Raw genomic sequence first — 26,044 nt, forward strand, 5'->3', positions numbered from 1 at the left:
TGCCTGGGGCATGCGCCGCGCGTTGCATGCGCCAGGCAATGCGGCAGCGGCGCCCGTGCCGCCACGCCCTTGCGCTGGGAATGCCGGACAGGCCTGAGCCATCTTAGGAAGCAGGGTGGAGCGTTGTTAGAAATATTAGTGAATGCGCCACGGCGATAATATCTTTCGCCGCGCGGGCGGGCCGGTCCATGCCTCGCTTGCCTGGTCTTTGGCGTGGAACGATAGCGTCCGGACGATCACGAAAGAGCCGATTGCTTCGTCCCCGAAAGGAACCCTTCCCATGCTGCCGTTTTCCCTCGCCAGTCTTGACCAGCCCGAGCTGATGCGGCTGGCATTGCACGCCGCCGCCATCGACGACCACGCGGCCGCCCTTTCCTTGCTGAAGGAAGCGGTGTCCCGTCCGGATGCCACGGGGCCGGTGCGTTTCCTGCTCGGGTCCATCTACGCCCAGCTCAATCTTTTCGACGAAGCGATCGCGGAAATGCAGGCAGCCCTTGCCCTCGACCCGGCCATGGGCGTCGCGCGCTTCCAGCTCGGGCTTCTGCTACTGACGTCCGGCCAGTGCCCGAGGGCGCTCGACGTCCTGACCCCGCTTGCCGACTACGGCCCCTCCCATTACCTCACGCATTTCGGTGCCGGCTTGCGCCTGCTGGTGCAGAACGAACTCGAGGATGCGGTCCGCAGCCTCGCCAAGGGCATCTCGCTCAACAAGGACATCGCCGCCATGAACGACGACATGCGCAAGATCATCGAGCGGATCGGCGTCTCCCGCGACCTGGCTTCCGGCGCGGATGCCGCCGGCTCGCCCGACTTGCCGCGGGACGCGCAGGACCAGGTTCCGGCTGGCCCGGCGCTCCGCGATCAGGCGCGCTCCGATGCCACCCGGACCGACCGCCGGACAGGCTGATTCCCCTTGTCAATGCAGGGTTATTGGCGGTTTTTGCCTGCCTGCCCTGCAGGCAACAGCGGATGGGGTTAAACTCCGGCCAGCAGATGTCACACGCGGCTCTCTCGGAGGAAAAATGACAGCACCGACCCCTGAATCCAGTTCCAACGGCGATCGCCCCACGCGCGAAGAAGCTGAAGCGGCGGTCCGCACCCTCATTCGCTGGACTGGCGACGATCCCGACCGCGAAGGCTTGCTCGACACTCCCAAGCGAGTCGTCCGCGCCTACGAGGAATTTTTCGCCGGATACCGCGAAGATCCCTCGCAGATCCTGGCGCGTACCTTTTCCGAGGTCGAAGGCTACGACGAAATGATCGTGCTGACGGACATCCGTTTCGAGAGCCATTGCGAACACCACATGGTGCCGATCATCGGCAAGGTCCATATCGCCTACATGCCCAACCGGCGCGTGGTAGGCATTTCCAAGCTGGCGCGCCTGATCGAGGTGTATGCCAAGCGCCTGCAGATCCAGGAAAAGCTCACCGCCCAGATCGCCGACACCCTCAACGACGTCCTCCAGCCAAAAGGCGTCGCCGTGGTCATCGAGGCTTCCCATCAGTGCATGACGACGCGCGGCGTCCACAAGCCCGGCGTCGGCATGGTGACCAGCCGCATGCTGGGCAGCTTCCGTGAAAACCTGTCGACGAGGCAGGAATTCCTGGCCGTGATCGGCCGTACCGTGGCGGCATCGGGCGTCTGACCCGCGAGGCGCGCTTCGATGGCGGCGCGCCCAAGCCTGTTGCGGGACGACCGTCCGCCGGCAACTATAACGACGCCATTTCGACGTCAGGTTTGATTTACCCGCCGCTTTGCGGCGACAATGCCTCAAGATCTCCATGCGGAAAGATACCCGCGGAACGACCAGCGCCGGGAGCGCGGCGAGCCAGGGTACCGACAACCATCATGACTTTCATGCGGCTTTCACAATTTCTCGTTGAATGCGGCGACCGGGTGCTCTCCGATCCGGAAGTCCTGAACATGACCGGCCCGCTGTCCGGCAGGCGGCGTGCCGCCTTGCTGGAAACCATCGGCGACGTGTCGGCATCCATGGAGGGACGCTCCCCGGAGAACGCCGGCGCGGCTACCGAATTCGGGGCGCTCAGCCTCTCGGAAGGATCGGACATCGCCCGGGTGACGCGGGCCTTTCAGGCGCTGCGGCAACGATCGATCGCGCTTTGGCAACTGGTGCAGCAGGCGCATCCGCTGCCCCAGGATGCGCTGGACCAGGTTTGCCGGTTCAATGCCGCCCTCGACCACGCGATGTGCGAGTCGCTCAACCGGTTCGCCAACGGCGCCGAGCGAGTCAAGAACCTTCACTTGTCCATCCTCGGCCACGACCTGCGCACGCCGCTGGGCGCGCTGGCCATCACCAACCAGTACCTCGCCCGGCCTGACATCCCGGAACACAAGCGCGTGGAAGCCATCGCCCGCCTTGAACGCTGCGTCGGCGCGATGAACGCCATGGTCAAGGACGTGCTCGACTATTCCCGCACGCGCCTTGGCAAGCCGATCATCATGCAGCTCCAGTCGGCTGATCTCGCGCTTCTTTGCCAGCATGTCGCCGAGGATGTGCGTGCCGCCTATCCAGACATCGACCTGCGCTGCGACCCGATGCCCGACCTCGTGCTCGTCTGCGATCCGTCGCGGGTGCACCACGCGCTGTCCAACCTGATCGTGAATGCGATCGAACACGGCAACCGCCGCCTTCCGATTCATCTCGGCGCGACGCTCACCGAGGAACGTGCCGTCGTCCAGATCAGGCACACGGGGCGGGCCATTCCGCCGCATAGCCTGGAGCGCCTGTTCGATCCCTTCGTGCAGCCCGACGCCCCCGAGGACAAGCATGACGAAGGCGGCTATGCCAGCATGGGACTGCGCCTTAACGTGGCCCGCGCCATCGTCCGCAGCCATGGCGGCGACGTCACGGCAAGTTCGGAAGCCGGCGGTGAAACCGTGTTCAGCCTTGCCCTGCCCCGCTGAAGGCGGTTGCGGCCCACACCGATCCCGCGAACGAAAAAAGGGCCGGAATCCAGCGATTCCGGCCCTTTTTGGTTGTCCCGATGCCAGGATGGGCGATCTTGCCGCCCGCCCACCCGATGGCCAGGCTTACGGGTTGCGCTTGGCGATTTCGTTGCCGACGTAGCCGCCGCCAACCGCGCCTGCGATCGTTGCCAGCGTACGGCCATTGCCGCCGCCAACCTGGCTGCCGAGCAGGCCGCCGACGACCGCGCCGACGCCGATGCCAACCGGGCTGTTGTGTGCCACGGGTGCCGGGGCGGGTGCCGGCTGGTACACCGGCTGGGCGACGGGCTGTGCAACCCGGACCGGCTCAGCCTGGGCATACACCGTAGCCGGGGCCGGAGCGCGCGCAGTCGTATGCTGGACGACGTGCTTGTGGATGACGGTGGTTTGGCGGGGCGCCGGCTGGGCGCTCGCGGCCTGGGGTGCTACCGCATTTGCGTCGGCCGTCGCGGTGAGGCTGGCGGCAGGCGCCGGGATCGCCGCGGGAAGCGCGGCTGCCGCCTGGGCTGTCGGCAACGTCTGGCTGCTGGGCTGGTTCGAGCTGTGCGATGTTGGAATGATGCCGGTAATCGCGGCCGCGCCAAGCAAACTGACCAGCATCACCGATGCGGCGGCGCCGGCGACAAGAGGATGCATGCGTTGCGACGATTGATTGGTTTCCATTTTTTTCTCCGTGGATGAAACGCGTTGATGCGTTGAGGATAGTAACGCCTCATCCCCCCGGAAGCAGACGGAAAACCTGTATCAGCCGTAAGCGCATGTAACAGGCAGTACCACGGCAAGTCAAGACTTGCCGTTCTTGCCTTTCACCTCCTCGATCGCCTGGCTGTTCTGGTGGTCGAGGCTTGCCGGCGGCATTTCTGGCGGCACTTCGATGCGGGTGATGCCGGACGTGACGGCGGGCGGGTCGCTTGCCGGAAAGGTCATCTGTACCGCATCGTCGAGCAGGGCTTCCTTGGTGGCTTCATGCTCGGGGCTGGGCTCCTCCTCGGCCAGGGTGGCAATGGCATATGCCCATTTCACGTACTTCAGGTTTGCCAGGTCGCGTACCGTGCGGATGCGGAATGCCTTTTCCAAGGCTTCGGCATCCTTTGCGCTGACGCCATGCAAGGCGCTTACCGGCGCATTCGCTATTTCCTTGAAGCTCTTGTCCCGGTACGCCTTGTCGACGATTTCGTTGATGTTCATGAATTTCCTCTGCGGTTCAGGGTTGCCTGCTGATTAAGACTGCAAGCATCCGAGCGAGTTCGGCCCGGTCTTTCCCGGTCAACATGCTTGTTCGATGGCAACCCCGCACGAAGAAGGAAAGGGAACGATTGCATCAATTGCATGCAGGATGACTCCTGACAGCGGGCGGTACAATCGTCTGAGACGGCACCACCGGCACCATCCGGAAAATCATTTCCCAACAGAAAGGAAAAGAACATGAGCAAGCTTGTCTTGATCTCCGGCGGCTCGCGCGGTCTGGGCGCGGCGCTATGCGACCACTACCTGCGGCTGGGCCATGAGGTCAGGGAATTCTCGCGCAGCGGTTCCGCACCCTATTCGATACGGACCGATCTTTCCCGGCCGGAGGAAGCGGCGCGGATCCTGGAGCGGGAGATGAGCGCCCTTGCCGGCAATTCCTACGAGGAAATCGTTGCCATCAACAACGCCGCGACGCTGACGCCGATCGGCCCGGCGGCAAAGCAGGATCCGTCCGCACTCGCGGCCAACGTCACCATCAACCTGACCGGCTCGGTGCTGTTTACCAGCCGGGTGATCGGGGCCTTCCAGGACCATGCCTGCGCAAAGACCATCATCAACATCTCCTCGGGCGCTTCATGGAAAGCCTATGCCGGCTGGTCCCTGTACTGCATGGCGAAGGCTGGCTCGGAGGCATTCTTCCGCTGCGCCGCCCTGGAACAGGAAGTTGCCGCCCATCCTTTCCGGCTGATCAATGTCGCGCCCGGCGTGGTCGACACCGAAATGCAGGCCGCCATCCGCGGCGCGTCGGCGGAGGATTTCCCGCAGCTCGAACGATTCCTTGAGCTGAAGCGCACGGGATCGCTGCGTTCCCCGGCCGAAGCGGCGGCCTTGATCGCCGAGATCGTCGCCAGCCGCCTGCCCAGCGGAGAACGCATGGACGTCAATGAATGGCTTGAGGAAGGACGCTTGCGCCTTCAGGCGCCGAGCTGATCCGCCAGGTCGAGCAGGTCCCTGGCATGGAAAGTGTTGGCGGGATCGGGCGACACGTCATTGACCCGCGCCGCCCCGTATTCCAAGGGCCGTTCGATGTACGCCGTCTTCAATCCGCAACCGCGGGCGGCGGCAAGGTCGTCCTGGTGGGCAGCCACGAGCATGACTTCGCCCGGCGCGACATCGAACACTTCCGCCACGCCGAGATAGGTTGCCGGCGCAGGCTTGTAGGCCTTGAAGACCTCGGCGGACAGGATGCAGTCCCAGGGCAGGCCGCCATGCTTTGCGATGGCGGTCAGCAGGCCGATGTTCCCGTTGGACAGGGTGCATACCGTAAAGCGGCGCTTCAGCCTGGCGATGCCCTGCACGGCGTCCGGCCACGGATCGAGGCGGTGCCAGACGAGGTTGAGATGGCGCTTCTGCGCGTCGTCGAGCGCCGTCACGCCGAAGCGGCGCAGGATGTCTTCCAGGATCATGCGATGCAGGTCGTCCACCTTGGTCCAGCCCAGCTCCCCGGTCATGACGCGCTGCATGGCAGGCTTGTAGCCGGCGCGCCACGCCAGCGCGAATTCCGCGCCGTCCACGCCCAGCCCCAGAGCATCCACTTCCCGCGCGATCCTGCCGTGCCAGTCGACGACCGTGCCGAACACGTCGAACGCCAGGATCTTGATTTCCTTTCCAGGTGTTGCCATTCCCTTCCTTTCGATCATGATGAATGCATGGACCAGCGCCGGCGCGCCATTCACCCGCTCGGCTTCCTGACACTTTCGGACGACGGCGCCCTGCGTTTCACGGCGTTGCGCGCAACGCCGGCCGCCCAGACTGACGCACGTGAGATTGACACCATATCATGGCCTCGCCGATACTTCCGAGCTTGCGTCCATGCGGCGATCCTGCATCGATGCACACGCTAAAACAGCCATCCGGAGACCCCCATGCTGCGCCCCCCTGCCCCCGCCACTTCCCTGATCGTTTCCGTCATCCTCGCCGCCGTCCTGCTGGGCGCATGCGGCAAGAATGAGCAAGGAAAGGCGGCGCAAGCCGAACGCCCTCTTCTGATCGCGCCGGAGGACGTGCTGACGATCAAGAGCGACGCGCTGGCCTCGGGGCCGGTGATCAATGGCTCGATCCAGCCGGAGCGGCGTGCCGACCTGCGCGCGGAGGTCAGCGCGATCGTGCTGCAGGTGCTGAAGGAGAACGGCGATGCCGTCAAGCGCGGCGACCTGCTCGTCCGCCTGGACGACACCGCCATCCGCGACTCGCTGACATCGAGCGAGGAAGCGGCGCGGGCGGCGTCGCAGACCTTCGAGCAGTCCGAGCGCCAGTTGCAGCGCCTCAAGACGCTGCGCGCTTCCGGCATGGCATCCGCGCAACAGCTCGAGGACGCCGAAATCCGGCGCAACAACGCCCAGAGCGACCTGGTGGCCGCCAAGGCGCGTTCCGTGCAGGCACGCCAGCAACTTCAGCGCACCGAGGTCCGCGCGCCCTTCGACGGCATCGTCAGCGAACGCAAGGTGTCGGCCGGCGACACCGCCCAGGTCGGCAAGGAACTGGTGAAGGTGATCGATCCCGCCAGCATGCGCTTCGAAGGCTTCGTCTCGGCCGACAAGGTCGGCGAGGTGAAGGCTGGCCAGGTCGTGCATTTCCGCGCCAACGGCTATGCCGGCCAGGAGTTTGCGGGCAAGGTGGCCCGGGTCGATCCCGCCGCCAACCCGACCACCCGCCAGGTCGCGGTGCTGGTGAAGTTTGCCGACGGCAGCCAGCCGCGGGTCGCCGGCCTGTACGCCGAAGGCAGCGTCGAGACAGGCGCGGTGCAGGGCATGACGATCCCCGAGGCCGCGCTCGTCCGCAATGGCGACAACGCCTTCGCCTGGCGGGTCAAGGATGGCAAGCTGAACAAGACCCCGCTGACGCTCGGCGAACGCGATCCGCGCCGCGGCGACGTCATCGTGCGCGAGGGTCTCGCCGCCGGCGACAAGGTCGTGCGCAATCCCGTCACCACGCTCAAGGACGGCCAGGCAGTCGAACTTGCCGCCGCGCCATCGCCGGGCGCCGCCGCCAGCAACGACAAGGTCAATGGCAGTTCCGCCGGCGCGGCCGCCAACGCCACCAAGGGGAGCTGAGCCATGTTCCTATCAGACTTCAGCATCCGCCGCCCGATGGCGACGGTCGTGATCATCATCGCCCTGATGTGCCTCGGCCTGCTCGCCTTGAAGAAGTTGCGCGTCAACCAGATCCCGGATGTCGAGCAGCCCATCCTCGTGGTCAACGTGCCTTATCCCGGCGCATCCCCGGAAACCGTGGAGCGCGAGGTCATCAACCGCATCGAGAAATCCCTGCAGAGCATCGCCGGCGTCGACAAGATCCAGGGCACGGCCAGCGAAGGCAACGCCAGCATCCTGATCTTCTTCAACTTCAACAAGAACATGATCTTGGCGGCGGACGAGGTGCGCAACGCCATTGGCGCGGTCCGCTACAAGCTGCCGCTGGAAATGCGCGAGCCGGTGCTGCAGCGCGTGGATCCATCCGCCCAGCCCATCATGCAGCTGGCCTTGTCGTCCACCACGCAAAGCCATGCGGCGATCTCGCGCCTGGCGGAGGACCAGCTTGCCGATCGCTTCCGCGGCATCGACGGCGTGGCCGTGGTGACGATCAACGGTTCTCTCAAGCGCGAGCTGAGCGTGCTGTTGCGCGCCGAGCGGCTGCGCGAATACGGCGTGTCGGTCGGGGAAGTGGTCGAGGCCTTGCGCCAGCAGAACACCACCGCGCCGGTCGGCAAGGTGCGCGGCGCGCTGGACGAGCAAAGCATCCGCCTCGTCGGGCGCATCGAATCGCCGGCGGAATTCCGCGACGTCATCGTGAAACGGCGCGGCAATGAAGTGGTGCGTCTCGGCCAGGTTGCGGAAATCGCCGACGGCTTCGCCGAACTGACCTCGTTCAGCCTGCGTGACGGCAATCCGAACGTCGGCATTTCCATCCAGCGTTCGCGCGACGCCAGCACGGTCACCACCGCCGACAAGATCCGCGACCTGGTCAAGGAACTCAACACCACCCTGCCGAAAGGCACCAAGATCGACGTGACCCAGGACGGCGGCAAGGATGCCCAGAACAGCCTGAACAACGTCATCGAATCGCTCGTGTTCGGCGCGGTGCTGACGATCTTCGTGGTGTACGTCTTCCTGAATTCCTGGCGCTCGACCCTGATCACCGCGCTCAGCCTGCCGACCTCGGTGCTGGCGGCCTTCATCGCCGTCTGGCTGTGCGGCTTCACCCTCAACTTCATGACGCTGCTCGGCCTGTCGCTGGCGATCGGCGTGCTGATCGACGATGCCATCGTGGTGCGGGAGAACATCGTGCGGCACATGGAAATGGGCGAGGACCGGCGCACCGCGGCCAGCAACGGCACCCGCGAGATCGGCCTCGCGGTGGCGGCGACGACCTTCTCGATCATTGCGGTCTTCATCCCGGTCGCCTTCATGCCGGGCGTTTCCGGCGAGTGGTTCCGGCCCTTCGCCCTGACCGTCGCCAGCTCGGTGCTCGTCAGCCTGTTCATCTCCTTCACCCTCGACCCGATGCTGTCGGCCTACTGGGGCGACCCGCCGGGACACCACCACGCGCCGAAGACGGGCATCAGCCTGTGGCTGGCGAAGTTCAACGGCTGGTTCGACCATCAAGCCGATCGTTACGGCAACGTCATCGCCTGGGCCCTGCATCACCGCAAATGGATGGCGGTCATCGCCGGCCTCACCCTGGTCGGCGCGATCCTCCTGCATGCGAAGTTCGGCGGCTCGAGCTTCCTGCCGGCGTCCGACTTCGGCACCATCGCCATCGATATTCGCACGCCCTCCTCTACCAGCCTCGACTACGCGAAGATGAAGGTCGAGAAGGCGGCGGAACTGGCGCGGACGATCGCCGAGACCAAGGCCACCAACAGCACGGTCAACGCGACCGGCGGGCGGGTGTACGTCGACATCGGCAAGAGCACCGAACGCAGCCGTTCGGCGGGGGACATTGCGGTGGACCTGCGCGTGCTGATGAAGCAGTTGCTCGGGGCGGAATACGTCGTCCTCGAAGACCTGAACAATGGTGCGAACAAGCCGGTGCAGATCCAGTTCTACGGTCCCGACGCGCGCAAGCTGATGGCCATCACCACCGACTTCATGGACAAGCTGGCGAAGGTGCCGGGAGCGGTCGACGTGGGATTGTCCGAGCAGGCGCCCAAGGACGAACTGAAGATCGAGCTGCACCGCGGCCTGGCGAATGCCATGGGCATCTCGGTGGGCGACACCGCGCAGACCCTGCGCGTGGCGTTCGCAGGCGTGGAGGTCGGCGACTGGGTGGATCCGACCGGGGAATCGCGCGACGTGGCGGTGCGCCTGCATCCCGACGACCGCGTGAACGCGGAAAACATCGAGCGCCTGCCGATCCCGGCGGGAACGAGCGGCATGATGGTGCCGCTGGACCAGATCGCGACCGTCACCATGGGCAAGGGGCCGGCGAAGATCCAGCACATGGATGGCAAGCGCATGATCGCCGTCTCGGCCAACGCCCAGGGCCGCTCGCCGGGCGAGATCACCTCGGAGGCAGTGGCCCTGGCCAAGGCAATCGATTTCCCGCAAGGCTACGGCATCCAGCTCGGCGGCGCCTCGCGCGACCAGAAGGAAGTGTTTTCCAACATGGGCGTGGCACTCGTGATGGGCATCGGACTGATGTACCTCATCCTCGTGATGCAGTTCGGATCGTTCACCGCGCCGATCGCGGTGATGCTCTCGCTGCCGCTAAGCCTGATCGGCGTCGTGATCAGCCTGCTGCTGACCAAGGGCACGTTGAACCTGATGAGCTTCATCGGCGTCATCATGCTCATGGGCCTGGTGGCGAAGAACGCGATCCTGCTGCTTGACTGCGCGCGCAAGCGCGAAGCCGAAGGGCATGACCGCGAGGAAGCGCTGATGTACGCGGGGCGGATGCGGCTGCGCCCCATCCTGATGACGACCTTCGCGCTGATCGCCGGCATGCTGCCGGTCGCCATCGGCGCGGGCGAAGGCGGCGAGTTCTATCGTCCGCTGGCGGTGGCGATCATCGGCGGCACCATCACCTCCACGCTGCTGACGCTGCTGGTGGTGCCGACCTTCTACGACAGCATCGAAATCGCGCACGACCGCATGGTGGCCAAGTTCAAGCGGCGCGCCGAGCGCTGGAACGGCCTGGTCGCCTTCCTGCTGACCTTCGCCGAAGCCCTCCTGACGCTGGTTTTCGTGCGCCTGCTGTACCGGGGAGCGCGCAGGCTGCTGCGCCTGGGCGTTCGCGAGCGCGGTGCCGCCCGTGCATGAAGACGATTGAACCGATTGTTGCCGGCTGCCACCAAGTGCGGGTATGCCGGCAACATTCCACCGTTCGACGCGCAAGCCTGGACCTATCCTAGCCTTGCCACCATTCGTTGACAGATCATCGCAGACCGCCTCTGCGCATTGATCTGGTCAGGCCGGCGCCCTGTCATCACAGTCCGGCCCGACCCTATGCTACCTTCGCAGTCCATCCTATCGGGAGGCGCTTTCCTTCCGGCGCCCTCTTCCTGTTCCTCCTCGGGCGTAACGGCTTCCGGAAGCCTTGCACCCGTCATCTGTCATCACGTCGGACAGGACGGCCTTGCTTCGCTTTCCTCCTCTGCGCGTCTCTCCAGGCAAGGAGGAACGTTTTCGGGCGGAGGCCTCAAGGCTGGTTCCGAGGAAAAGGCGTGGTCCCCCGATTCATGCCTGAACACGCCTTCGCCCAGCGAGGCCGAGCGCGCCATCCTGGTCGAAGACATGTATCGGGCCATCGAAACCGGCAAGTTGTCCGTCATCCAGGAGCTGGCGGAGGAAGGCCTGCTTTGGGACTTGGCCAAGGCGCCGCGCCCTCCTGATCCGGGCATGGAAAAGGCGCAACAGGACGACCGCTGCGCGATGGAAGTCGCCGTCGACTTCATGAAAGTCAACCTGGATACCGGCGTCGAGATCGCGCGGATGCTCGCCATGGAAGGCGCCAAGGCGTCCAATACCGACACCTGGGGCGAACGGACGGCAGAGGCCTTTTCCTTCCTTGCGACGTTCGGCAAGCCGGCTGACCCCCAGACCGTGAATCGCATCTGCGCCGCCTGCATCGCTCCAATGCAGGCGCAACTCAAGGCCGCAACCATGCTGCCGCCCGTCGAGGTGGATGGGACGGTTTTGCAGGCCGCGAACAGCCGCTGGCACGGCCTGTTTTCCCAGGAGTCTGGCGCCGATTACGTGGCGCTGGCACGGCAGCTCGCAGCAACCCAGGAGATGGCCAAGAAGCTCGAGCAGGATCGCGCGCAGCAACTCCCCGCCGCCACGGCGCGGCACGACAGCCTGATCAACGCCCACCTGCATCTGGGCAAGAGCATCCTGACGCTGATGTCCGCGATGCACGACGCTTATTTGAAGCAGGGCGAACAGCGCCAATCGCCCGCAATCAGCCAGAATCCCTATTGTTCTTTCAGCCGGCCAGCACTGAAAAAGACGCCGCTGCCGACCGGCGCGCCCAAGGCTCCCGACGTTTCCAAGCTACCTGAGGCAGCCAGCACACCCACTTTGCCTGCCCACCCGGCGCAACCAGACCTGGGCAATCCGGCGGCAGGCATCTTCCCGTTCGCCGTGCCCGCAAGCGTCAGCTACGATGAATTCGGCAGGCTGAGCCCGGGAGAGCATGCGTTCCTGACCCGGATGAAGCCGAGCGTGGAAACCCTTCGTTCTTATCTTCAAGCCTACCGCGGAACCGGCGTTCCGCTCGTTCCGGCCACCTTCCCTACCGTGATGCCGCTGACGTCGCCACAGTACCTTGCCAAGGGCGGCTGCAACAGCGTCTTCTGGGCCGACTGCCGGGTGCTGGCGACGGGCATGACCCTGCGCTATGTCCTGAAAAGCGAATGCGACAGCAATGAACTGACAGTCGCCGAATCGAACGCCGGAATCACCGAAGCCAATGCGCGCCACGGCTTGAACAACCTGGCCACCTATGAAGTTGCGAAAGGTTTGGGATGGAACATCGTTCCCCACACGAGCTTCTGCGTCTACAGGGTGCAGCAGCCCGACGGCAGCTATGCCGGCGAGCTCTTCCTTGCCATGGAATACGTGAAGGCCGGATCTCCGCCGGCAAAGGTGAAGGAATGGTTTACGCGCATCCCGCCGGGCACCCGGCTGCACGAACGGGTCAGCCAGCTGCGGCCGACGCTGCAGAGGCATCCCGGACAACTGGACAATCTCTGCAAAACGCTCGGATGCCATGCAATCACCTACACGGCAAATGGCATAAGCATCAGCGTCTCGGAACCGAATCCCAAAGTCGATTTCAACCATCGCGCCATCATCAAAAAATTCAACCAGCTGGCATTCCTGCACCGGCTCACGGGTGCGCTGGATACCCATGAAGGCAACATCCTCGTGACGCCCGGCGACGGCAAGCAGGGACCTGGCGTCTTCAGCATCGACAACGACGCCAGCTTTCCGCCGAAGATCCGCACGCTGGAACAGTTGAAGCGGGCGCAAGGCGAGTTCCAGTTCTTCTCGGTTGGCCTGCCTCGCGAGACGACCCGTGACATCAGCCAGGACCTGCAAAAATTCAGCATCGGCCCGGCGGTTTCCAGCCTGCTCACGCCAGACCAGCTCTTCAGCTTCCGTGCCCGGCTTGCCGATACCCTGGTCGAACTGGCCAACATGGAGCGGGAGAACCGGATCGTCGATTCGGTGGAAGCGTTTTCTTCCAGATCGGGATACCTCGAGCGGGCGCAGCGGCAACTCGGGTCCGAGCACAAACGGCAGCTCCTCGGCATACCGGTGAGCCAGCCTTCCTTGCCACTCTTGCCGCCGACCCCATGACACCGACCGCGCACCGCGCCCCCTCGCCCATCAACACGGCGGCACTGCCGGCGGAGGCGGTCGGCTATCTCCGGGCGCAAGACTTGCCCGACTTGCCCATGCCGGATGTGCTGAAAGACAGGCTGCGGGAAGCCGCGCCAGGCTGCTATGCAGACCATCTCCCCGTCGCGCCGCTCTATCAGCTCAAGCGCCATGTCGATGCCTGCATCGCCAGGCACGGCCATGGCAACCTGATGGACCAGGCCGCGTTCGGCATCGATGGGCATGGCACCGGCTCATGGGCATTCCATTACTACCTCGTGTCGCGGCGCGTCGCGGTCCTCACCCAGTGCCGCTGGGGCGGCGCCTATGACGACCCGGTCGTGCAGCGGGCAAGGCTCGAAGGCATTCTCGGCATGACGGAATTCCTGATGGAACAGGCTGAGGCATCGCCTGCCTTGCAGAACAACCCTGGACGCGCGTTGCTGGTGATGATGTCCGACTTCCACCCCTCTGGCTGGACCTGGCTCGGCCCGGATGGCGCAGAAGGATGGCAATGGGATGGTGATTTCAGCTTGCTGTTGGCGGCGGACGCCTTGCAGCGGGCCTGATCCGGATTTGTTTCGCTTTCAGCACATCGGTTCGGAGTTAGGTGTTCGCCTGCTACCGCCCTCTCGTTTGCGTTTTCCAGGCGCAGGACGCCAGAGCGCTTGATCTATGTCGACCGCGGCCGCGATACCCAAACTTTTCTCTGCCAAAAATATCAGCGGGAAAACCAGGTTCGGATGCGCTTGTAGACCTTTGTATCGCTGAGCAGATCCAAATGGCCGGTTGCATGGGCGGTCCATTGACGGCGGCTGAATTGCAAGGCCAGGCGCTTGTCTTGATGCCTGCCAAGCGCGCTATCGAGGGGAACGAGGCCATCGCCAAGCATGAGGTCTCGCCAATCTCCTTGCTTCTGGCCTAGCGTCGCGGCGATCGCATGACACCGTACCGATTTCGGTAGCGGCACATGCACGGCGCGGCGCGAGGCGCCAGTTATCTCCTGCGCCGCATCCGGCGCGCACACAGCACCGTCATAGAGGTCCGTGATGCCGTTGCTCCGCACATCGCCGAGCCGGGCTAACGCCGACAAGTATGGCGCGGATTCGATCCAGGCGTTGACCCTGCTGCCAATCCGTTCGAGAGGCGCACCGTGGTGCGGCGTGCCAAGAAACACCATGCGTTCGAGTCGCTCGGGCCATTCCTTTCCCGACTCCCGTGCATGATGCACGGCGCTGCGAGCGACCAGCCCGCCCATGCTGTGTCCGACGATGTTGATTTCGTCGACCGGACATGGCCATGCCGCCGTCAGCCTTTCGAGCAGACAGGCAAGGTCGAGGCCGTTTTCATGGATGTGGCGGCCGGTATTGTAGTGAAGATAAAGCGGTGTAAGGCCGAGGTCGCGGGCCAGGGCTTCGCCATGGTCATGGTTGTGCCTGCGCCATTGCAGGTCGTTCATGCACAGGCCATGTACCATCAGCACGAGCCTGCCGGAGGCTCCGGCATAAGCGTTGGCAAGGGCATCGGCGGTGATGGGTACGGGCACGCCGCGGGCGCGAATCTGCATAGTGATGGCTAGCGCACTGCCTTTCGCTGCCAGTCGGTCGCCGATCACACCGTTCAATACGGCGGTCAGCGATTCACTGGCATGCTCGAGGCTTGCGGGGTTATCCGGTCTCGAAGGCAACAGCCCTGCGTTTTGCGCCCGGGATGCGGTGGCCAACGCGCTGCGCACCACTGCGACCGTCACCCCGTTGATGCCATGGACGGCGCGATAGGCAAGCCCCGCAATGCCGTTCGCCCGGGACTGGACCTCCTTCTGCCGGGCAACAGGCCCCAAAGGAATGGCGCAATGGATTTCCTCCACGACGTCGGCGATGCCGTCAACGGCCAACCCGAGCAAGTCCGCATAGGATTGCCATTCGGCAGAGAGGATGCGGCGAAGCGAGCTCATGGCATGGCCCGCGTGGGAATTGGATAGCGCATGCAAACCACCTTACCATTTAAGGGAAAGATGCCATAGCGCCAACCTAGTGGATGGGTTCTAGAGTTGCCTAATTGCATGCCCGCTGGACTTACTGCCGCACGAAATAGGCCAGCCGCCAAGATTTGCCGCCCCCGGAGAATTTTACACATCGGCACGTGTCATTCTTTAAACCCGTTGCCACTTGGCGCAAAGGCAAGTGTCCGTTACCCTTGGGCATGGGCTTCATGAAAAATAAAATCACATTGGGTTAGGCATGCAATCTCCGGATTTCCATCGCAAGACGTTCCTCGCCTTGTTGGTCATCGTGACCATCGCCTTCGGGTGGATCCTGTTTCCGATGTATGGAGCGGTGTTCTGGGCCACGATACTGGCCATCCTGTTCGCGCCGTTCCAGCGCCATGCGGTGGCAAGGCTGCGCGGCAGGAAGAATTTGGCGGCCCTCATCACGCTGGGTTTCATCCTGGTGCTGGTCATCCTGCCATTGGCCCTGGTCGGTTCCGCCCTCTTGAAGGAAGGAAGCCAATTCTATGAGCGTATCCATTCGCGCCAGTTTGATCTCGGCGCATATTTCCACCAGGCGATGATGGCCCTGCCCGGCTGGATGCGCGGCCTGCTCGAACGCTTCGACCTGGGCGATCTCTCCTCCATGCAACAGAAGCTCTCGAATTCCGCTGCGCAGGGCAGTCAGGCCCTTGCGGCGCACGCGGTCAACATCGGACAGAACACCCTCGACTTCCTGGTCAACCTCACCGTCATGTTGTACATCCTGTTCTTCTTCCTGCGGGACGGTCCGCAACTGGCCAGGCGCATCAGGCAAGCCATTCCGCTAAGCACGGAACACAAGCAGACCCTGCTGAGCAATTTCACGACCGTCATCCGCGCGACGGTAAAGGGCAATATCGCGGTCGCGGCGGTACAAGGCTTGATCGGCGGCATCGCCTTCGCCCTGCTCGGGGTGCAAGGCGCCCTGCTGTGGGGTTTCCTGATGGCGCTGCTGTCCCTGTTGCCGGCGGTCGGCGCCGCGCTGGTATGGGCGCCGGTCGCCATCTACTTCCTTCTCACCGGCGCGATATGGCAAGGCGTGGTGCTTATCCTGGTGGGCGTGTTCGTCATCGGGCTGATCGACAACGTCCTGCGGCCCATACTGGTCGGCAAGGACACCCGGATGCCAGACTATGTCGTGCTGGTGTCCACCCTTGGCGGCATCGCCCTCGTCGGCCTGAACGGCTTCGTCATCGGGCCGGTCGTCGCGGCGCTCTTCATTGCCGCCTGGGATCTGTTTTCCCAGCTTTCGGATCATGGCCAGAACCCGAGCAAGGATGGCGGCGCGGGCAAAGGCTGACCCGGTCCGCGCCCGCTTAGCGGATGGGCAAAACCGTTCTAGAATGCTGGTTCCGCATCCGGACTCCATTCCATGAACGATACCCTCGTGAATAACCCCCTCCTGGCCGACTGGGACACCCCCTATGGCCTGCCGCCCTTCGACAAGGTGCAGCCCGCGCTGTTCGCGCCGGCCTTTGCCCAGGCGCTGCCGGCGCATCTTGCCGAACTCGACGCCATCGCTTCTTCCGGCGAAACGCCGGACTTCGACAACACGATCGCCGCATTCGACCGCTCGGGCAGGCTGGTCTCGCGCCTGAGCCTGCTGTTCGAAAACCTGACCTCCAGCGAAACCTCGCCGGCGCTGCAAGCCGTTGAACTCGAGCTCGCGCCGACGCTAGCCGGCCACCGCAATGCGATCTACCTGCACGACAAGCTGTTCGCGCGCATCGATGTCTTGCATGCGCGCCGCGATGCGCTCGATCTGCAGCCCGAGCAGCTGCGCCTGCTCGAACGCATCCACCTCGATTTCGTGCGTGCCGGCGCCAAGCTGCCCGAGGCGGCGAAGGCGCGCTACGGACAATTGATGGAGCGCATGGCGGAACTGGAAGCCAGGTTCGCGCAGAACGTGCTCGCGGACGAGGCCGCCTTCGCGCTGCCGCTGCGCGAGAAAGCTGACTTCGCCGGCTTGCCTGATTACCTGGTTGCCGCCGCGCGCAATGCGGCCGCGCAGCGCGGCTTGCCTGAGGGCAGCCATATCATCACGCTTTCCCCCTCGCTAGCCGAACCCTTCCTGAGCTTCTCTTCCCGCCGCGACCTGCGTGAAGCCTTGTGGCGCGCACGCGTGTCGCGCGGGGCGCATCCCGGCGAACACGACAACCGTCCGATCGCGTCCGAACTCGTGAGCCTGCGCCAGGAACAGGCGCGGCTGCACGGCTATCCGAGCTTCGCCCATTACCAGCTTGCCGACCGCATGGCGGGCACGCCCGACGCCGTTTCCGCGCTCCTGGAAAAGGTCTGGGAGCCGGCGAAGGCCAAGGCCGCGGTCGACCGCGAGGCCCTGACCGAAATGGCGAAATCGCTCGGCGAGCCGGTGCCGATCGCCGCCTGGGACTGGCGCTATCTCGCGGAAAAGGTCAGGCAGCAGCGCTTCAGCCTGGACGACGCCGAGCTGAAACCCTATTTCCGCCTCGAGAACATGATTGCTGCGATGTTCGATTGCGCCACGCGCCTGTTCGGCATCCGCTTCGAGGAACGGCACAGCGTGCCGCTGCATCATCCCGATGCGCGGCTGTGGGAAGTGCATGACGCCGCCGGCAAGCTGATCGGCCTCTTCATCGGCGATAACTTTGCCCGGCCGAGCAAGCGCAGCGGCGCCTGGATGCATGTCTTCCGCAACCAGTCCGGCCATGGCGGCGGCACGCTGCCGATCGTCATCAACAACAACAACTTCGCCAAGGCCCAGCCGACGCTGCTGAGCTTCGAGGATGTGCGCACCCTGTTCCATGAATTCGGCCATGGGCTGCACGGCCTGCTGTCGCTGGTCAATTACGAGCGTCTCTCGGGCACGCAGGTACTGCAGGATTTCGTTGAACTGCCTTCGCAGCTGTTCGAGCACTGGGCCCAGGAAGAAGCCGTGCTGCAGCGATTCGCCACGCACGTGACCACCGGCGAGCCCATGCCCGCCGCGCTGCGCGAGCGCCTGAAGCGAGCGCGGCGCTTCAACCAGGCATGGGAAACCGTGATGTACACCGGGCCGGCGCTGATCGACATGGCCCTGCATAGTCTGCCCCATGGCACGCAGGTCGACATCGCCGCCTTCGAGACCGAGCAGCAGCGCATCCTCGGCATTCCGGAAGACATCGGCCAACGTCACTACCTGTCGCACTTCCAGCACCTGTTCGGCGGGCCTTACTATGCTGCCGGCTACTACGTCTACATGTGGGCGGAGGTGCTGGACGCGGACGGCTACGATGCCTTCCTGGAGGCCGGCGACCCGTTCCATGAAGAAACGGCTAAACGCCTGCTGCGCCACGTGTACAGCGCCGGCAATACCCAGGATCCGACGCTTGCCTACCGCGCCTTCCGCGGCCGCGATCCGCGCGTCGAACCCATGCTCGCCAAGCGCGGCCTGATCGCCGCGCCCGCGCATTGAACGCCGGGACGGCCGCATTGGCCGCCCCTCTCCAACCCGACCATGACATCATGAGACAAGACCCGCGCTTTCCCAACCTGCATATCCTCGATCATCCGCTGATCCAGCACAAGCTGAGCCACATGCGCGACCGCGACACGTCCACCCGGACCTTCCGCGAACTGCTGCGCGAGATCACGCTGCTGATGGGGTATGAAATCACGCGCAACCTGCCGCTGACGACGATGCGCGTCGAAACGCCGCTTCAGCCCATCGACGCGCCGGTCATCGCCGGAAAGAAGCTAGTGGTGGTGCCGGTGCTGCGCGCCGGCATCGGCATGAGCGACGGCCTGCTGGAGCTGATTCCCTCGGCGCGTGTCGGCCACATCGGCGTGTACCGCGATCCCGAAACGCACCGGCCGGTCGAATACCTGGTCCGCCTGCCGGACACTTCGGAACGCACCTTCATCCTTTGCGATCCGATGCTCGCGACGGGCAATTCGGCGGTGCACGCGGTGGACGTGCTCAAGAAGCGCCAGGTCAGCGACGAGCAGATCGTTTTCGTGGCGCTGGTCGCGGCGCCGGAGGGAGTGAAGGTGTTCCAGGATGCGCATCCCGGCGTGAAGGTGTATGTCGCGTCGCTCGATTCGCACCTGAACGACCACGCCTATATCGTGCCGGGACTGGGAGATGCCGGGGACCGGCTCTTCGGCACCAAGTAGGCACCAAGTAAGGACAGGCTGCCTGGCAGGTGTGATTGGGGGATTGGGGATTGGGGTAATGGCCTGGTTGCTACGGGCCGGGCACGATAGTCATTCTGCCATGCGCCTGATGACCTGGGAACAGGTCGATGCAGCGCATTTCCATGACAGGGTGCCCGGCTCTCCGTGGCAAGCGAATGATGCCCCACCCGCTTGCCGCCCCGCATAAAAATTAGCCGGGGCTAATCATTCACTGCCTTCAACCTTATCAGCTTCGTTCGTCCCGCAACGACAGCAGGAGGTGCAGCAGGATCGCGCCGAAGGTCGCGGTGCCGATGCCGCCGAGCGAGAACTGTCCCAGCTTCAGCGTGAAGTCGCCCGCGCCCAGCACCAGGGTCACCGCGGCGACGATGAGGTTCTTGTTCTGCGAAAAGTCCACCCGGTTTTCCACCCAGATCCGCGCACCCGCCACGGCGATCAGGCCAAACACGACGATGGACACACCGCCCAGCACCGGCCCGGGAATGGTCTGGATGATGGCGCCGAACTTCGGCGAGAAGCCGAGCACGAGCGCGATCACTGCGGCAACGACGAACACGATGGTGGAATAGATCCGGGTCACCGCCATCACGCCGATGTTTTCCGCATAGGTCGTGACGCCGGTGCCGCCCATGGCGCCGGACAGCATGGTGGCGACGCCGTCGCCGAGGAAGGCGCGGCCCATGTAGCGGTCGAGGTTCTTGCCGGTCATCGCGCTCACCGCCTTGACGTGCCCCAGGTTTTCCGCGACCAGGATGATGGCCACGGGCGCGATGAGCGCCATGGCGTTGGCCCGGAACACCGGCGAAACGAACTTCGGCACGCCGAACCAGGCCGCGCTGGCCACCGCGCCGAAGTCGATGGGCTTGCCCAGGCCCATGCCGTTGGTGGCGATGGCATACAGCACGTAGGCAAGCAGCAGGCCGATGAGGATCAGCAGGCGCTGCACCATGCCGCGCGTGAACACCGCGACCACGCCGACGCACAGCACGGTGACGAGCGCCATCCAGGCATCGAAGTTGTTGCCGGTGACGCCCTTCACCGCGATCGGCGCGAGGTTGAGGCCGATCACCGCCACCACCGCGCCGGTCACGACCGGCGGCATCAGGGTCTCGATCCAGCGGGTGCCGATGGCTGACACCAGCAGGCCGATGAGGGCGTAAAGCGCGCCGCAGGCGATGATGCCGCCGAGCGCCACGCCGACGTTGGCGTTCGGCCCCTGGCCGCCATAACCCGTCACCATGATCACCAGTCCGATGAAGGCAAAGCTCGACCCGAGATAGCTGGGCACGCGGCCGCCGACGAAGACGAAGAAAAGCAAGGTGCCGATGCCCGACATGAAGATCGCCAGGTTGGGATCGAATCCCATCAGCAGCGGCGCCAGCACGGTCGCGCCGAACATCGCGACCACGTGCTGCAGGCCCATGGCGATGGTCTGCGGCCAGGGTAGCCGCTCGTCGGTGCTCACCACCGCGCCGTTGCCATCATCCGTGCCTTGCCGCACGCGCCACTTCGGAAAATAGGATTCCGCCATCAGGTTCTCCAGAGAGGAACGGGCTCGCCCGTCCGGTTTGCGTGACATGGCGTCCGCCGGGAACGCCAATCGTTATTGAATGCGGAGGACAGTGTATTGTTGGATGGATGAAATGACAATCCGCACTTGCGCCCCGCCGCTGCCCTTAAGCCCATCGTTTCCCCGGGCCGGCACGGAACCGGCTCGCATCGAGCCGTTCTACCATGATGGCGATGACGGATGACCAACCAAATGAAAGGGCTTACCCCATGACAAGAATCAGCGTACTCGGCACCGGCGCGATGGGCTCGCGCATGGCTGCCAATCTCATCAAGGCCGGCCATGCGGTGACGGTCTGGAACCGGACACCCGAGGCGGCCGCCTCGCTGGTCTCGGCGGGCGCCAGGCAGGCGCGCACGCCGCAGGAGGCAGCGGCCGGCGCCGAATTCGTGATGTCCATGGTGCGCGACGACGACGCCTCGCGCGAGGTCTGGCTGGCTCCCGGAACGGGCGCGCTTGCGGGCATGGCGGCCGGGTCCGTCATCATCGAAAGCTCGACGGTGACCCCGGACTGGATCCGCGAACTAGGCAAGCATGCCGCCCGGCAGCAGGTGGCGCTGCTGGAAGCGCCGGTCTCCGGCAGCCTGCCGCAGGCGGAGGCGGCCCAGCTGATCTACCTCGCGGGCGGCGAGGCGTCGACCTTGCAGCGATGCGAGCCGGTGCTGAAGGCGATGGCGTCGGCGATTCAGCATGTCGGTCCGCTGGGGACGGGCGCCCTGGTAAAACTGGCGACCAACACCCTGCTCGGCGTCCAGCTGACGGCCCTGGCCGAACTGATCGGCATGCTCAGGCGCGCCGGGGCCGACGCGGAGCAGGCGCTCAAGGCGGTGGCCGCCACACCGGCATGGAGCCCCGTGGCGCAGCGCCTCTCGGGCTCCATGTTGTCCGGAAATTTCGCCCCGCAATTCCCGGTGGCGCTCATCGAGAAAGACTTCGGCTACACGATGCGGATCGCCGGCGCGCGCGAAGCGGCGCCGACCATCGCGGCGGCGCGCGACGTGTTTCGCGAAGCGATCAAGCGCGGACTGGGCGATGCCAACATGACCGCCGTGGCGAAGCTTTACTCGCCGGACGTGCCGGCGGATAAGGGCTGATAGCGCTGGCAGGGGCTAAAGTGGCTAACGGATGCTGCCGCGCGCGCACTGCGCATCCACGTACTGCAATGCATCGGGCAGGGCGTCGCGGAAGGTCATCCATTCATGGTCGCCGTCGATCACGCGCAATTCCACCTGCTTCGGCTGGATCTGGAACAGCCGCCAGAAGACCTGCGCCGACATCAGGGCGATGCCGAACTTGTCGTGGTCGCCGGACACGATCCACATCGGCACCCTTTCCTGCCCCTTCTGGTAGGCCTCGAGATGCGCCGGATAATTCAGGGCCTTCCAGGTATCCGGATCGAACCTGCCGTCACGCACGAATTGCGGCGTGCGCCGCGCCGCGGAGGTCTCCGGCGGCAGGGGATCATAGATCGCCGGGCTGATGATGGCCGCGGCGCAGAAGCGGTCGGGATGCTTGAGCGCGAGGTTGAGCGAGCCGTAGCCGCCCATGGACAGGCCGCCGATGGAGCGCGCGCCGCGTTCGGCCGCGACCTTGTACCGCGATTCCACATAGGGGATGAGCTCGGTCATGAACGCCGTCTCGTCCCGCTCGCTCGCGCCGTCGGCCCACCAGGAGGCCGGACCGAAGGTCGGCATGATCGCAACGGTGGGGCGCATCAGTCCGCGCTTGATGAGGCCGTCGAGCGTATGTCCGGCGCTGCCCTTGGCCACCCACTCGCTTTCATCGCCGCCCGCGCCGTGCAGCAGGTAAGTCACGGGAAACGGCTGCGCGGCTTCCTTGTAGCCGTCGGGAAGATAGACGGTGAAGGGGATGGCGCGGCCGAGCGTGGCGGACACGAACTGGTCGCGAATGACTTCGCCCGCAAAGGTAGTCGGCGACAGCGCCGCGGCCAGCAATCCTGTCATTGCCGCGAACGCTATCTTGGCCCGTCTCTTCAATTGCATCTTGCCTCCATGTTGGGTTGAATGCCTTGCATCAGGATACCGTGAAACCCGACTATGCACATCGCCGCACGAGACGCTTTGACAGCGCGAACTCCATCGCCTAGCATCATCGCGGATGGTTTGAACAACCCCCAATGACATGCGGAGGCGCGGTGAACGTCGAATTTTCGGCAGTACGGCAAGAAGATGCGGAAGACCTCGTCAGGCTGCGGATCGCGGCGATGCGCGAGAGCCTCGAAAGGCTGGGCCGCTTCGATCCGCAGCGCGCGCGGGATCGCTTTCTTTCCACGTTTTCTCCCGCGCATACACGGCATGTCCTCGCCGATGGACAGCGCGTGGGCTTCGTGGTGATCAGGCCGGATGGAGAAGACCTGTTGCTGGACCACCTGTACATCCTGCCGGCATGGCAGGGCGCGGGGATCGGTTCGCTCGTGCTGCGCGACGTGTTCCGCCAGGCCGACGCGCTTGGCAAGTCCGTGCGGGTAGGCGCATTGAAGGGGAGCGACTCGAACCGCTTCTACCTGCGGCACGGCTTCGTTCTCGTTCGCGAGGAAGAGTGGGACAACTACTACATCAAGGCGGCCGGAACCATGGCATGACCGATCATGGCGCAAGCCCGACGGTGCGCTCCAGCGACTTCCTGCCCTCGGGACTGGTGATGGCGACCAGGGTATTGCCTGGCGCGATGCGCATGTCGCGATGCGGGTTGAAATGCCACTGCTCGCCGACGCGGATGGCGACCAGGATCCAGTCAGCGCCCGGTTCCAGCGCCGCGACCGAACAGCTCGGGAATCCGTCCGGCACGACGACTTCCTCGACCCGCAGGTTGTTATCGGTATGCAGCATCATGTCCATGAAGTTGACCGCATGCGGCCTGAGCATGACCGAGGCGAGGCGCATGCCGCCGGTGAAGTCGGGGGATACGATCTCGTCCGCGCCGGCGCGGCGCGTCTTGTCGGCGTTGCGCGGATCATGCACGCGGGCCACGATGCGGGCGCGCGGATTGAGCTGGCGCGCCGACAGGCTGATCACGAGGTTCTTGCTGTCGTCGCCGCTGACGGCGAACACGCCGCGGCAATGCTCCACGCCGGCGCGCCGCAGCACGTCGTCATCAGATGCGTCGCCGATGAGATACATCTCGTGCCCGGTCCGTTCGACGTGCGCCTGGAGAATGGCTTCGCCGACGTCGATCGCGACGAAGGGCCGCTTCGTCTTGAGCAGTTCATCGGCCACGTAGCTGCCGACGCGGCCTACGCCGCATACGATGTAGTGGTCGCGCAATTCCTCGATGGCACGTTCCATGCGCCGTCTCCTGTAGGCCTGGTTGAGATTGGTTTCGAGCACGAAGGCGGTGATCGTGGAAAAGAGGTAGGTCCAGGTGCCGATGCCCATGAAGGCCACGAGGATGGTGAAGATCCGTCCCTCGGGCTTGCCGGTCATGTCGATGACTTCGCTGTAGCCGATGGTAGCCACGGTGATGAAGGTCATGTAGACCGCGTCGACCGTGCTGGCGGTGAAGTCGCTGATCTTCAGGTAGCCCAGCGTGCCGATGACGTGGATCACCAGAATCAGGAAGATTCCGGTCATGATGCGCCGGTAGTAGGGGCTGGCCTGGAAGATCTGGAAGAACGTGAACATGGATGGACGCTGATTGCCTGCGGCCATCAGATTGTAGCCTAGAGCCAATCCGTTTCGGCGCCCTTGTTGCAAGCCCTGCTTGCAATCGTGTGAGGAATCAGCCGCCGAAGAATTCCTGCATCAGGAAGCTTTCCAGCGCCGCGTTGTCCTGCGGGCGTGCCGACAGCACGATCACCCTGCCGAGGCGGTGCGACTGCCAGTTGAAGTCGGCATTGTGATGGGTGCGGATGAGCGCGATGATGCGGCGGACGATGGCGTGGTCGATGTCGCCGTTCAGGCCGGCATCGACGTCGAGCGTCTGCCGCCAGGTGGCATCCGAGGCGGGATCCCAGCCGCGGAACTGCACCTGCGCGGTCCGCACGCCCTTGTTCACGATTTGGAACACGCCGCTGGTCAGCACAGGCTTGCGCGAGGCGCGCTGCAGGTCGCGGTTGATGTTGGCGAGCGCGATGTCGTTCTTGCCGGGCTCGGTGGGCGCCTGCTCCGAATTCCCGGTTTCGGCGGCGCGCTGCGCTTCGCGGCGCGCGCGCGCGGCGGCGATCATTTCGGACATGTCCGCCGCGGGCGGCGTGCGCGCCTGTTCGGGCGGCTCGGATGGCAGCGGTTGCGGAACGGGTTGCGGCGTCACGTCGGGCGCGGCGGGAACAGGCGAAGGCTTGGGCAAGGGCTTGATGCGCGCCTGCGGCGGACGCTTGACGGGCGGCTTCGGCTTTTCCTGTTTTTCCTTAGGGGCGGGCCGGGGTTCGGCGGGCGCGACCGGCGCGGACCGCGGCGGCGGAGGCGCACGTTCGATGCGGACGGAGATCGGGGCATCGTTCGGCTCCCCGGCCGGGAAATCCAGCAGGGCCGGCTGGCGGACTACCAGGAGCAGCAAGGCATGCAGCAGGACCGAGACCAGCAGGAAGCCGGCCAGCCGCCGGTTTTGCCGGTCGGCGGGCAGCATGGGCAGGGGCAGCATCTGTCGCAGGCTGGTTGGCATGTCAGTCGGATTTCGGGTGGGCGCGTCCCGGCCGGCATCGCGGCATGGGCAGCGCCTTCGTCAGTTCTTGTCTCCGCCCCCGATGTAGCGCAGGTCCGGCGACACATAGGCGGTCACCGGATGATCGAGCACGCCTGGCGGCGCGACCCGCTCGAGGGGAACGGTGCGCTGCCCGGCGCCCAGCATGAAATGCCAGGCGAAGCTCTTCTGGCCGACGTCGAAGCGCACGATCTGGCCGCCTTCGATGTTGACGTGGCGGGTCTGCGGTTCGATCACCACGACGCGCTCCGCAGCGGACACGTTCGCCGGGCTGCCGAGCAACTCCAGCCGCGGCTCGGGCGCGGCGCAGCCGGAGATGCCGAGGGCGGCAACGATGGCCGACGAGGCAGCAACAAGCGCAGGAATGGAGGCACGCTTCATGGTGGAACGGCAGTCGTGTTGGCGACTTGGGGTTGGCTTCTGTCAGGACCGGCAATGTAACACAGGAGGCAAGCTTAGGCCCGGCGGCGGTCGGCCGGTTGACCTTTGCTCATCTTTACATCAAGACACCAATGACGCAGCGCAGTTCCGGCGCATGTCCTGCCGGCATCTGCCGAAATCTTGAAAATCGGCTAATCTGGCGCACCTGT

The 26,044-nt window shown here is 64.7% G+C and carries 22 protein-coding genes; 13 read left to right on the forward strand and 9 right to left on the reverse strand.

The window, feature by feature from the left end; translation table 11 throughout:
• Positions 1-280 precede the first annotated feature (280 nt).
• The 3 genes from G3574_RS07990 (at position 281) to G3574_RS08000 (ending at position 2,926) form a co-directional block, all read left to right on the forward strand.
• Positions 281-907, forward strand: a complete 627-nt coding sequence (locus tag G3574_RS07990) for a tetratricopeptide repeat protein (protein ID WP_163961813.1) — start codon at positions 281-283, stop codon at positions 905-907.
• A 115-nt stretch (positions 908-1,022) separates the two neighbouring features.
• Positions 1,023-1,646, forward strand: coding sequence for a GTP cyclohydrolase I FolE (folE, locus tag G3574_RS07995; RefSeq protein WP_163961815.1), 624 nt, complete (start codon positions 1,023-1,025; stop codon positions 1,644-1,646).
• A 212-nt stretch (positions 1,647-1,858) separates the two neighbouring features.
• Positions 1,859-2,926 (forward strand): sensor histidine kinase, encoded by a 1,068-nt coding sequence (locus tag G3574_RS08000; protein WP_163961817.1) that lies wholly within the window; start codon positions 1,859-1,861, stop codon positions 2,924-2,926.
• A gap of 126 nt (positions 2,927-3,052) precedes the next feature.
• On the opposite strand, the gene G3574_RS28655 is transcribed toward G3574_RS08000, so the two are convergent.
• A complete protein-coding gene (locus tag G3574_RS28655) occupies positions 3,053-3,631 on the reverse strand; it encodes a glycine zipper 2TM domain-containing protein (RefSeq protein WP_163961819.1) in 579 nt (192 codons plus the stop codon).
• 120 nt (positions 3,632-3,751) lie between these two features.
• The gene (locus tag G3574_RS08010) at positions 3,752-4,156 is read right to left on the reverse strand and encodes a hypothetical protein (RefSeq protein WP_163961821.1); all 405 of its coding nucleotides are present in this window, start codon (positions 4,154-4,156) and stop codon (positions 3,752-3,754) included.
• 237 nt (positions 4,157-4,393) lie between these two features.
• Between G3574_RS08010 and G3574_RS08015 the strand changes: the two genes are divergently transcribed.
• The gene (locus G3574_RS08015) at positions 4,394-5,146 is read left to right on the forward strand and encodes an SDR family NAD(P)-dependent oxidoreductase (RefSeq protein WP_163961823.1); all 753 of its coding nucleotides are present in this window, start codon (positions 4,394-4,396) and stop codon (positions 5,144-5,146) included.
• Here G3574_RS08015 and G3574_RS08020 read toward each other — a convergent pair.
• Positions 5,131-5,838, reverse strand: coding sequence for a haloacid dehalogenase type II (locus tag G3574_RS08020; protein WP_163961825.1), 708 nt, complete (start codon positions 5,836-5,838; stop codon positions 5,131-5,133). The two genes, G3574_RS08015 and G3574_RS08020, sit on opposite strands and share 16 nt — an antisense overlap.
• Before the next feature lie 243 nt (positions 5,839-6,081).
• Here G3574_RS08020 and G3574_RS08025 point away from each other — a divergent pair, with 243 nt between their 5' ends.
• The 4 genes from G3574_RS08025 to G3574_RS08040 all read left to right on the forward strand — a co-directional run bounded on the left by G3574_RS08025 (position 6,082) and on the right by G3574_RS08040 (position 13,610).
• A complete protein-coding gene (locus tag G3574_RS08025) occupies positions 6,082-7,269 on the forward strand; it encodes an efflux RND transporter periplasmic adaptor subunit (protein ID WP_163961827.1) in 1,188 nt (395 codons plus the stop codon).
• Positions 7,270-7,272: 3 nt separating this feature from the next.
• Positions 7,273-10,476, forward strand: a complete 3,204-nt coding sequence (locus G3574_RS08030) for an efflux RND transporter permease subunit (protein WP_163961829.1) — start codon at positions 7,273-7,275, stop codon at positions 10,474-10,476.
• Positions 10,477-10,950: 474 nt separating this feature from the next.
• Complete coding sequence (locus G3574_RS08035; RefSeq protein ID WP_163961831.1) at positions 10,951-13,020, forward strand: hypothetical protein; 2,070 nt, start codon at positions 10,951-10,953, stop codon at positions 13,018-13,020.
• Entirely contained in the window at positions 13,017-13,610 is a 594-nt protein-coding gene (locus tag G3574_RS08040; RefSeq protein ID WP_163961833.1) for a hypothetical protein, read from the forward strand. Before G3574_RS08035 ends, G3574_RS08040 begins: the two co-directional genes overlap by 4 nt.
• 152 nt (positions 13,611-13,762) lie before the next feature.
• Here G3574_RS08040 and G3574_RS08045 read toward each other — a convergent pair whose 3' ends face one another.
• The gene (locus G3574_RS08045) at positions 13,763-14,995 is read right to left on the reverse strand and encodes a PGAP1-like alpha/beta domain-containing protein (protein WP_163961836.1); all 1,233 of its coding nucleotides are present in this window, start codon (positions 14,993-14,995) and stop codon (positions 13,763-13,765) included.
• Between the two features lie 286 nt (positions 14,996-15,281).
• Between G3574_RS08045 and G3574_RS08050 the strand changes: the two genes are divergently transcribed.
• From G3574_RS08050 to upp, 3 genes are all read left to right on the forward strand, one after another.
• A complete protein-coding gene (locus tag G3574_RS08050) occupies positions 15,282-16,370 on the forward strand; it encodes an AI-2E family transporter (RefSeq protein WP_163961838.1) in 1,089 nt (362 codons plus the stop codon).
• An 87-nt stretch (positions 16,371-16,457) separates the two neighbouring features.
• Positions 16,458-18,503, forward strand: coding sequence for a M3 family metallopeptidase (locus G3574_RS08055; protein ID WP_328804763.1), 2,046 nt, complete (start codon positions 16,458-16,460; stop codon positions 18,501-18,503).
• 50 nt (positions 18,504-18,553) lie between these two features.
• A complete protein-coding gene (gene upp, locus G3574_RS08060) occupies positions 18,554-19,204 on the forward strand; it encodes a uracil phosphoribosyltransferase (protein ID WP_163961842.1) in 651 nt (216 codons plus the stop codon).
• 247 nt (positions 19,205-19,451) lie between these two features.
• Here the strand turns inward: upp and G3574_RS08065 are convergent, their stop codons facing one another.
• Positions 19,452-20,756, reverse strand: a complete 1,305-nt coding sequence (locus tag G3574_RS08065) for a solute carrier family 23 protein (protein ID WP_163961844.1) — start codon at positions 20,754-20,756, stop codon at positions 19,452-19,454.
• 248 nt (positions 20,757-21,004) lie between these two features.
• Here G3574_RS08065 and G3574_RS08070 point away from each other — a divergent pair, with 248 nt between their 5' ends.
• Entirely contained in the window at positions 21,005-21,889 is an 885-nt protein-coding gene (locus tag G3574_RS08070; RefSeq protein ID WP_163961846.1) for an NAD(P)-dependent oxidoreductase, read from the forward strand.
• 24 nt (positions 21,890-21,913) lie between these two features.
• Here the strand turns inward: G3574_RS08070 and G3574_RS08075 are convergent, their stop codons facing one another.
• Positions 21,914-22,798 (reverse strand): alpha/beta hydrolase, encoded by an 885-nt coding sequence (locus tag G3574_RS08075; RefSeq protein ID WP_235953164.1) that lies wholly within the window; start codon positions 22,796-22,798, stop codon positions 21,914-21,916.
• Positions 22,799-22,950: 152 nt separating this feature from the next.
• Here G3574_RS08075 and G3574_RS08080 point away from each other — a divergent pair, with 152 nt between their 5' ends.
• Positions 22,951-23,397, forward strand: a complete 447-nt coding sequence (locus tag G3574_RS08080) for a GNAT family N-acetyltransferase (RefSeq protein ID WP_328804764.1) — start codon at positions 22,951-22,953, stop codon at positions 23,395-23,397.
• A gap of 4 nt (positions 23,398-23,401) precedes the next feature.
• On the opposite strand, the gene G3574_RS08085 is transcribed toward G3574_RS08080, so the two are convergent.
• The 3 genes from G3574_RS08085 to G3574_RS08095 form a co-directional block, all read right to left on the reverse strand.
• Positions 23,402-24,463, reverse strand: a complete 1,062-nt coding sequence (locus G3574_RS08085; RefSeq protein WP_235953170.1) for a potassium channel family protein — start codon at positions 24,461-24,463, stop codon at positions 23,402-23,404.
• 70 nt (positions 24,464-24,533) lie between these two features.
• Positions 24,534-25,415, reverse strand: a complete 882-nt coding sequence (locus G3574_RS08090) for a hypothetical protein (RefSeq protein WP_163961850.1) — start codon at positions 25,413-25,415, stop codon at positions 24,534-24,536.
• A gap of 60 nt (positions 25,416-25,475) precedes the next feature.
• Positions 25,476-25,835, reverse strand: coding sequence for a CzcE family metal-binding protein (locus tag G3574_RS08095; protein ID WP_163961852.1), 360 nt, complete (start codon positions 25,833-25,835; stop codon positions 25,476-25,478).
• Between the last annotated feature and the right edge of the window lie 209 nt (positions 25,836-26,044).

The organism is Noviherbaspirillum galbum (genome assembly GCF_010974945.1).
Classification (GTDB): domain Bacteria; phylum Pseudomonadota; class Gammaproteobacteria; order Burkholderiales; family Burkholderiaceae_D; genus Noviherbaspirillum; species Noviherbaspirillum galbum.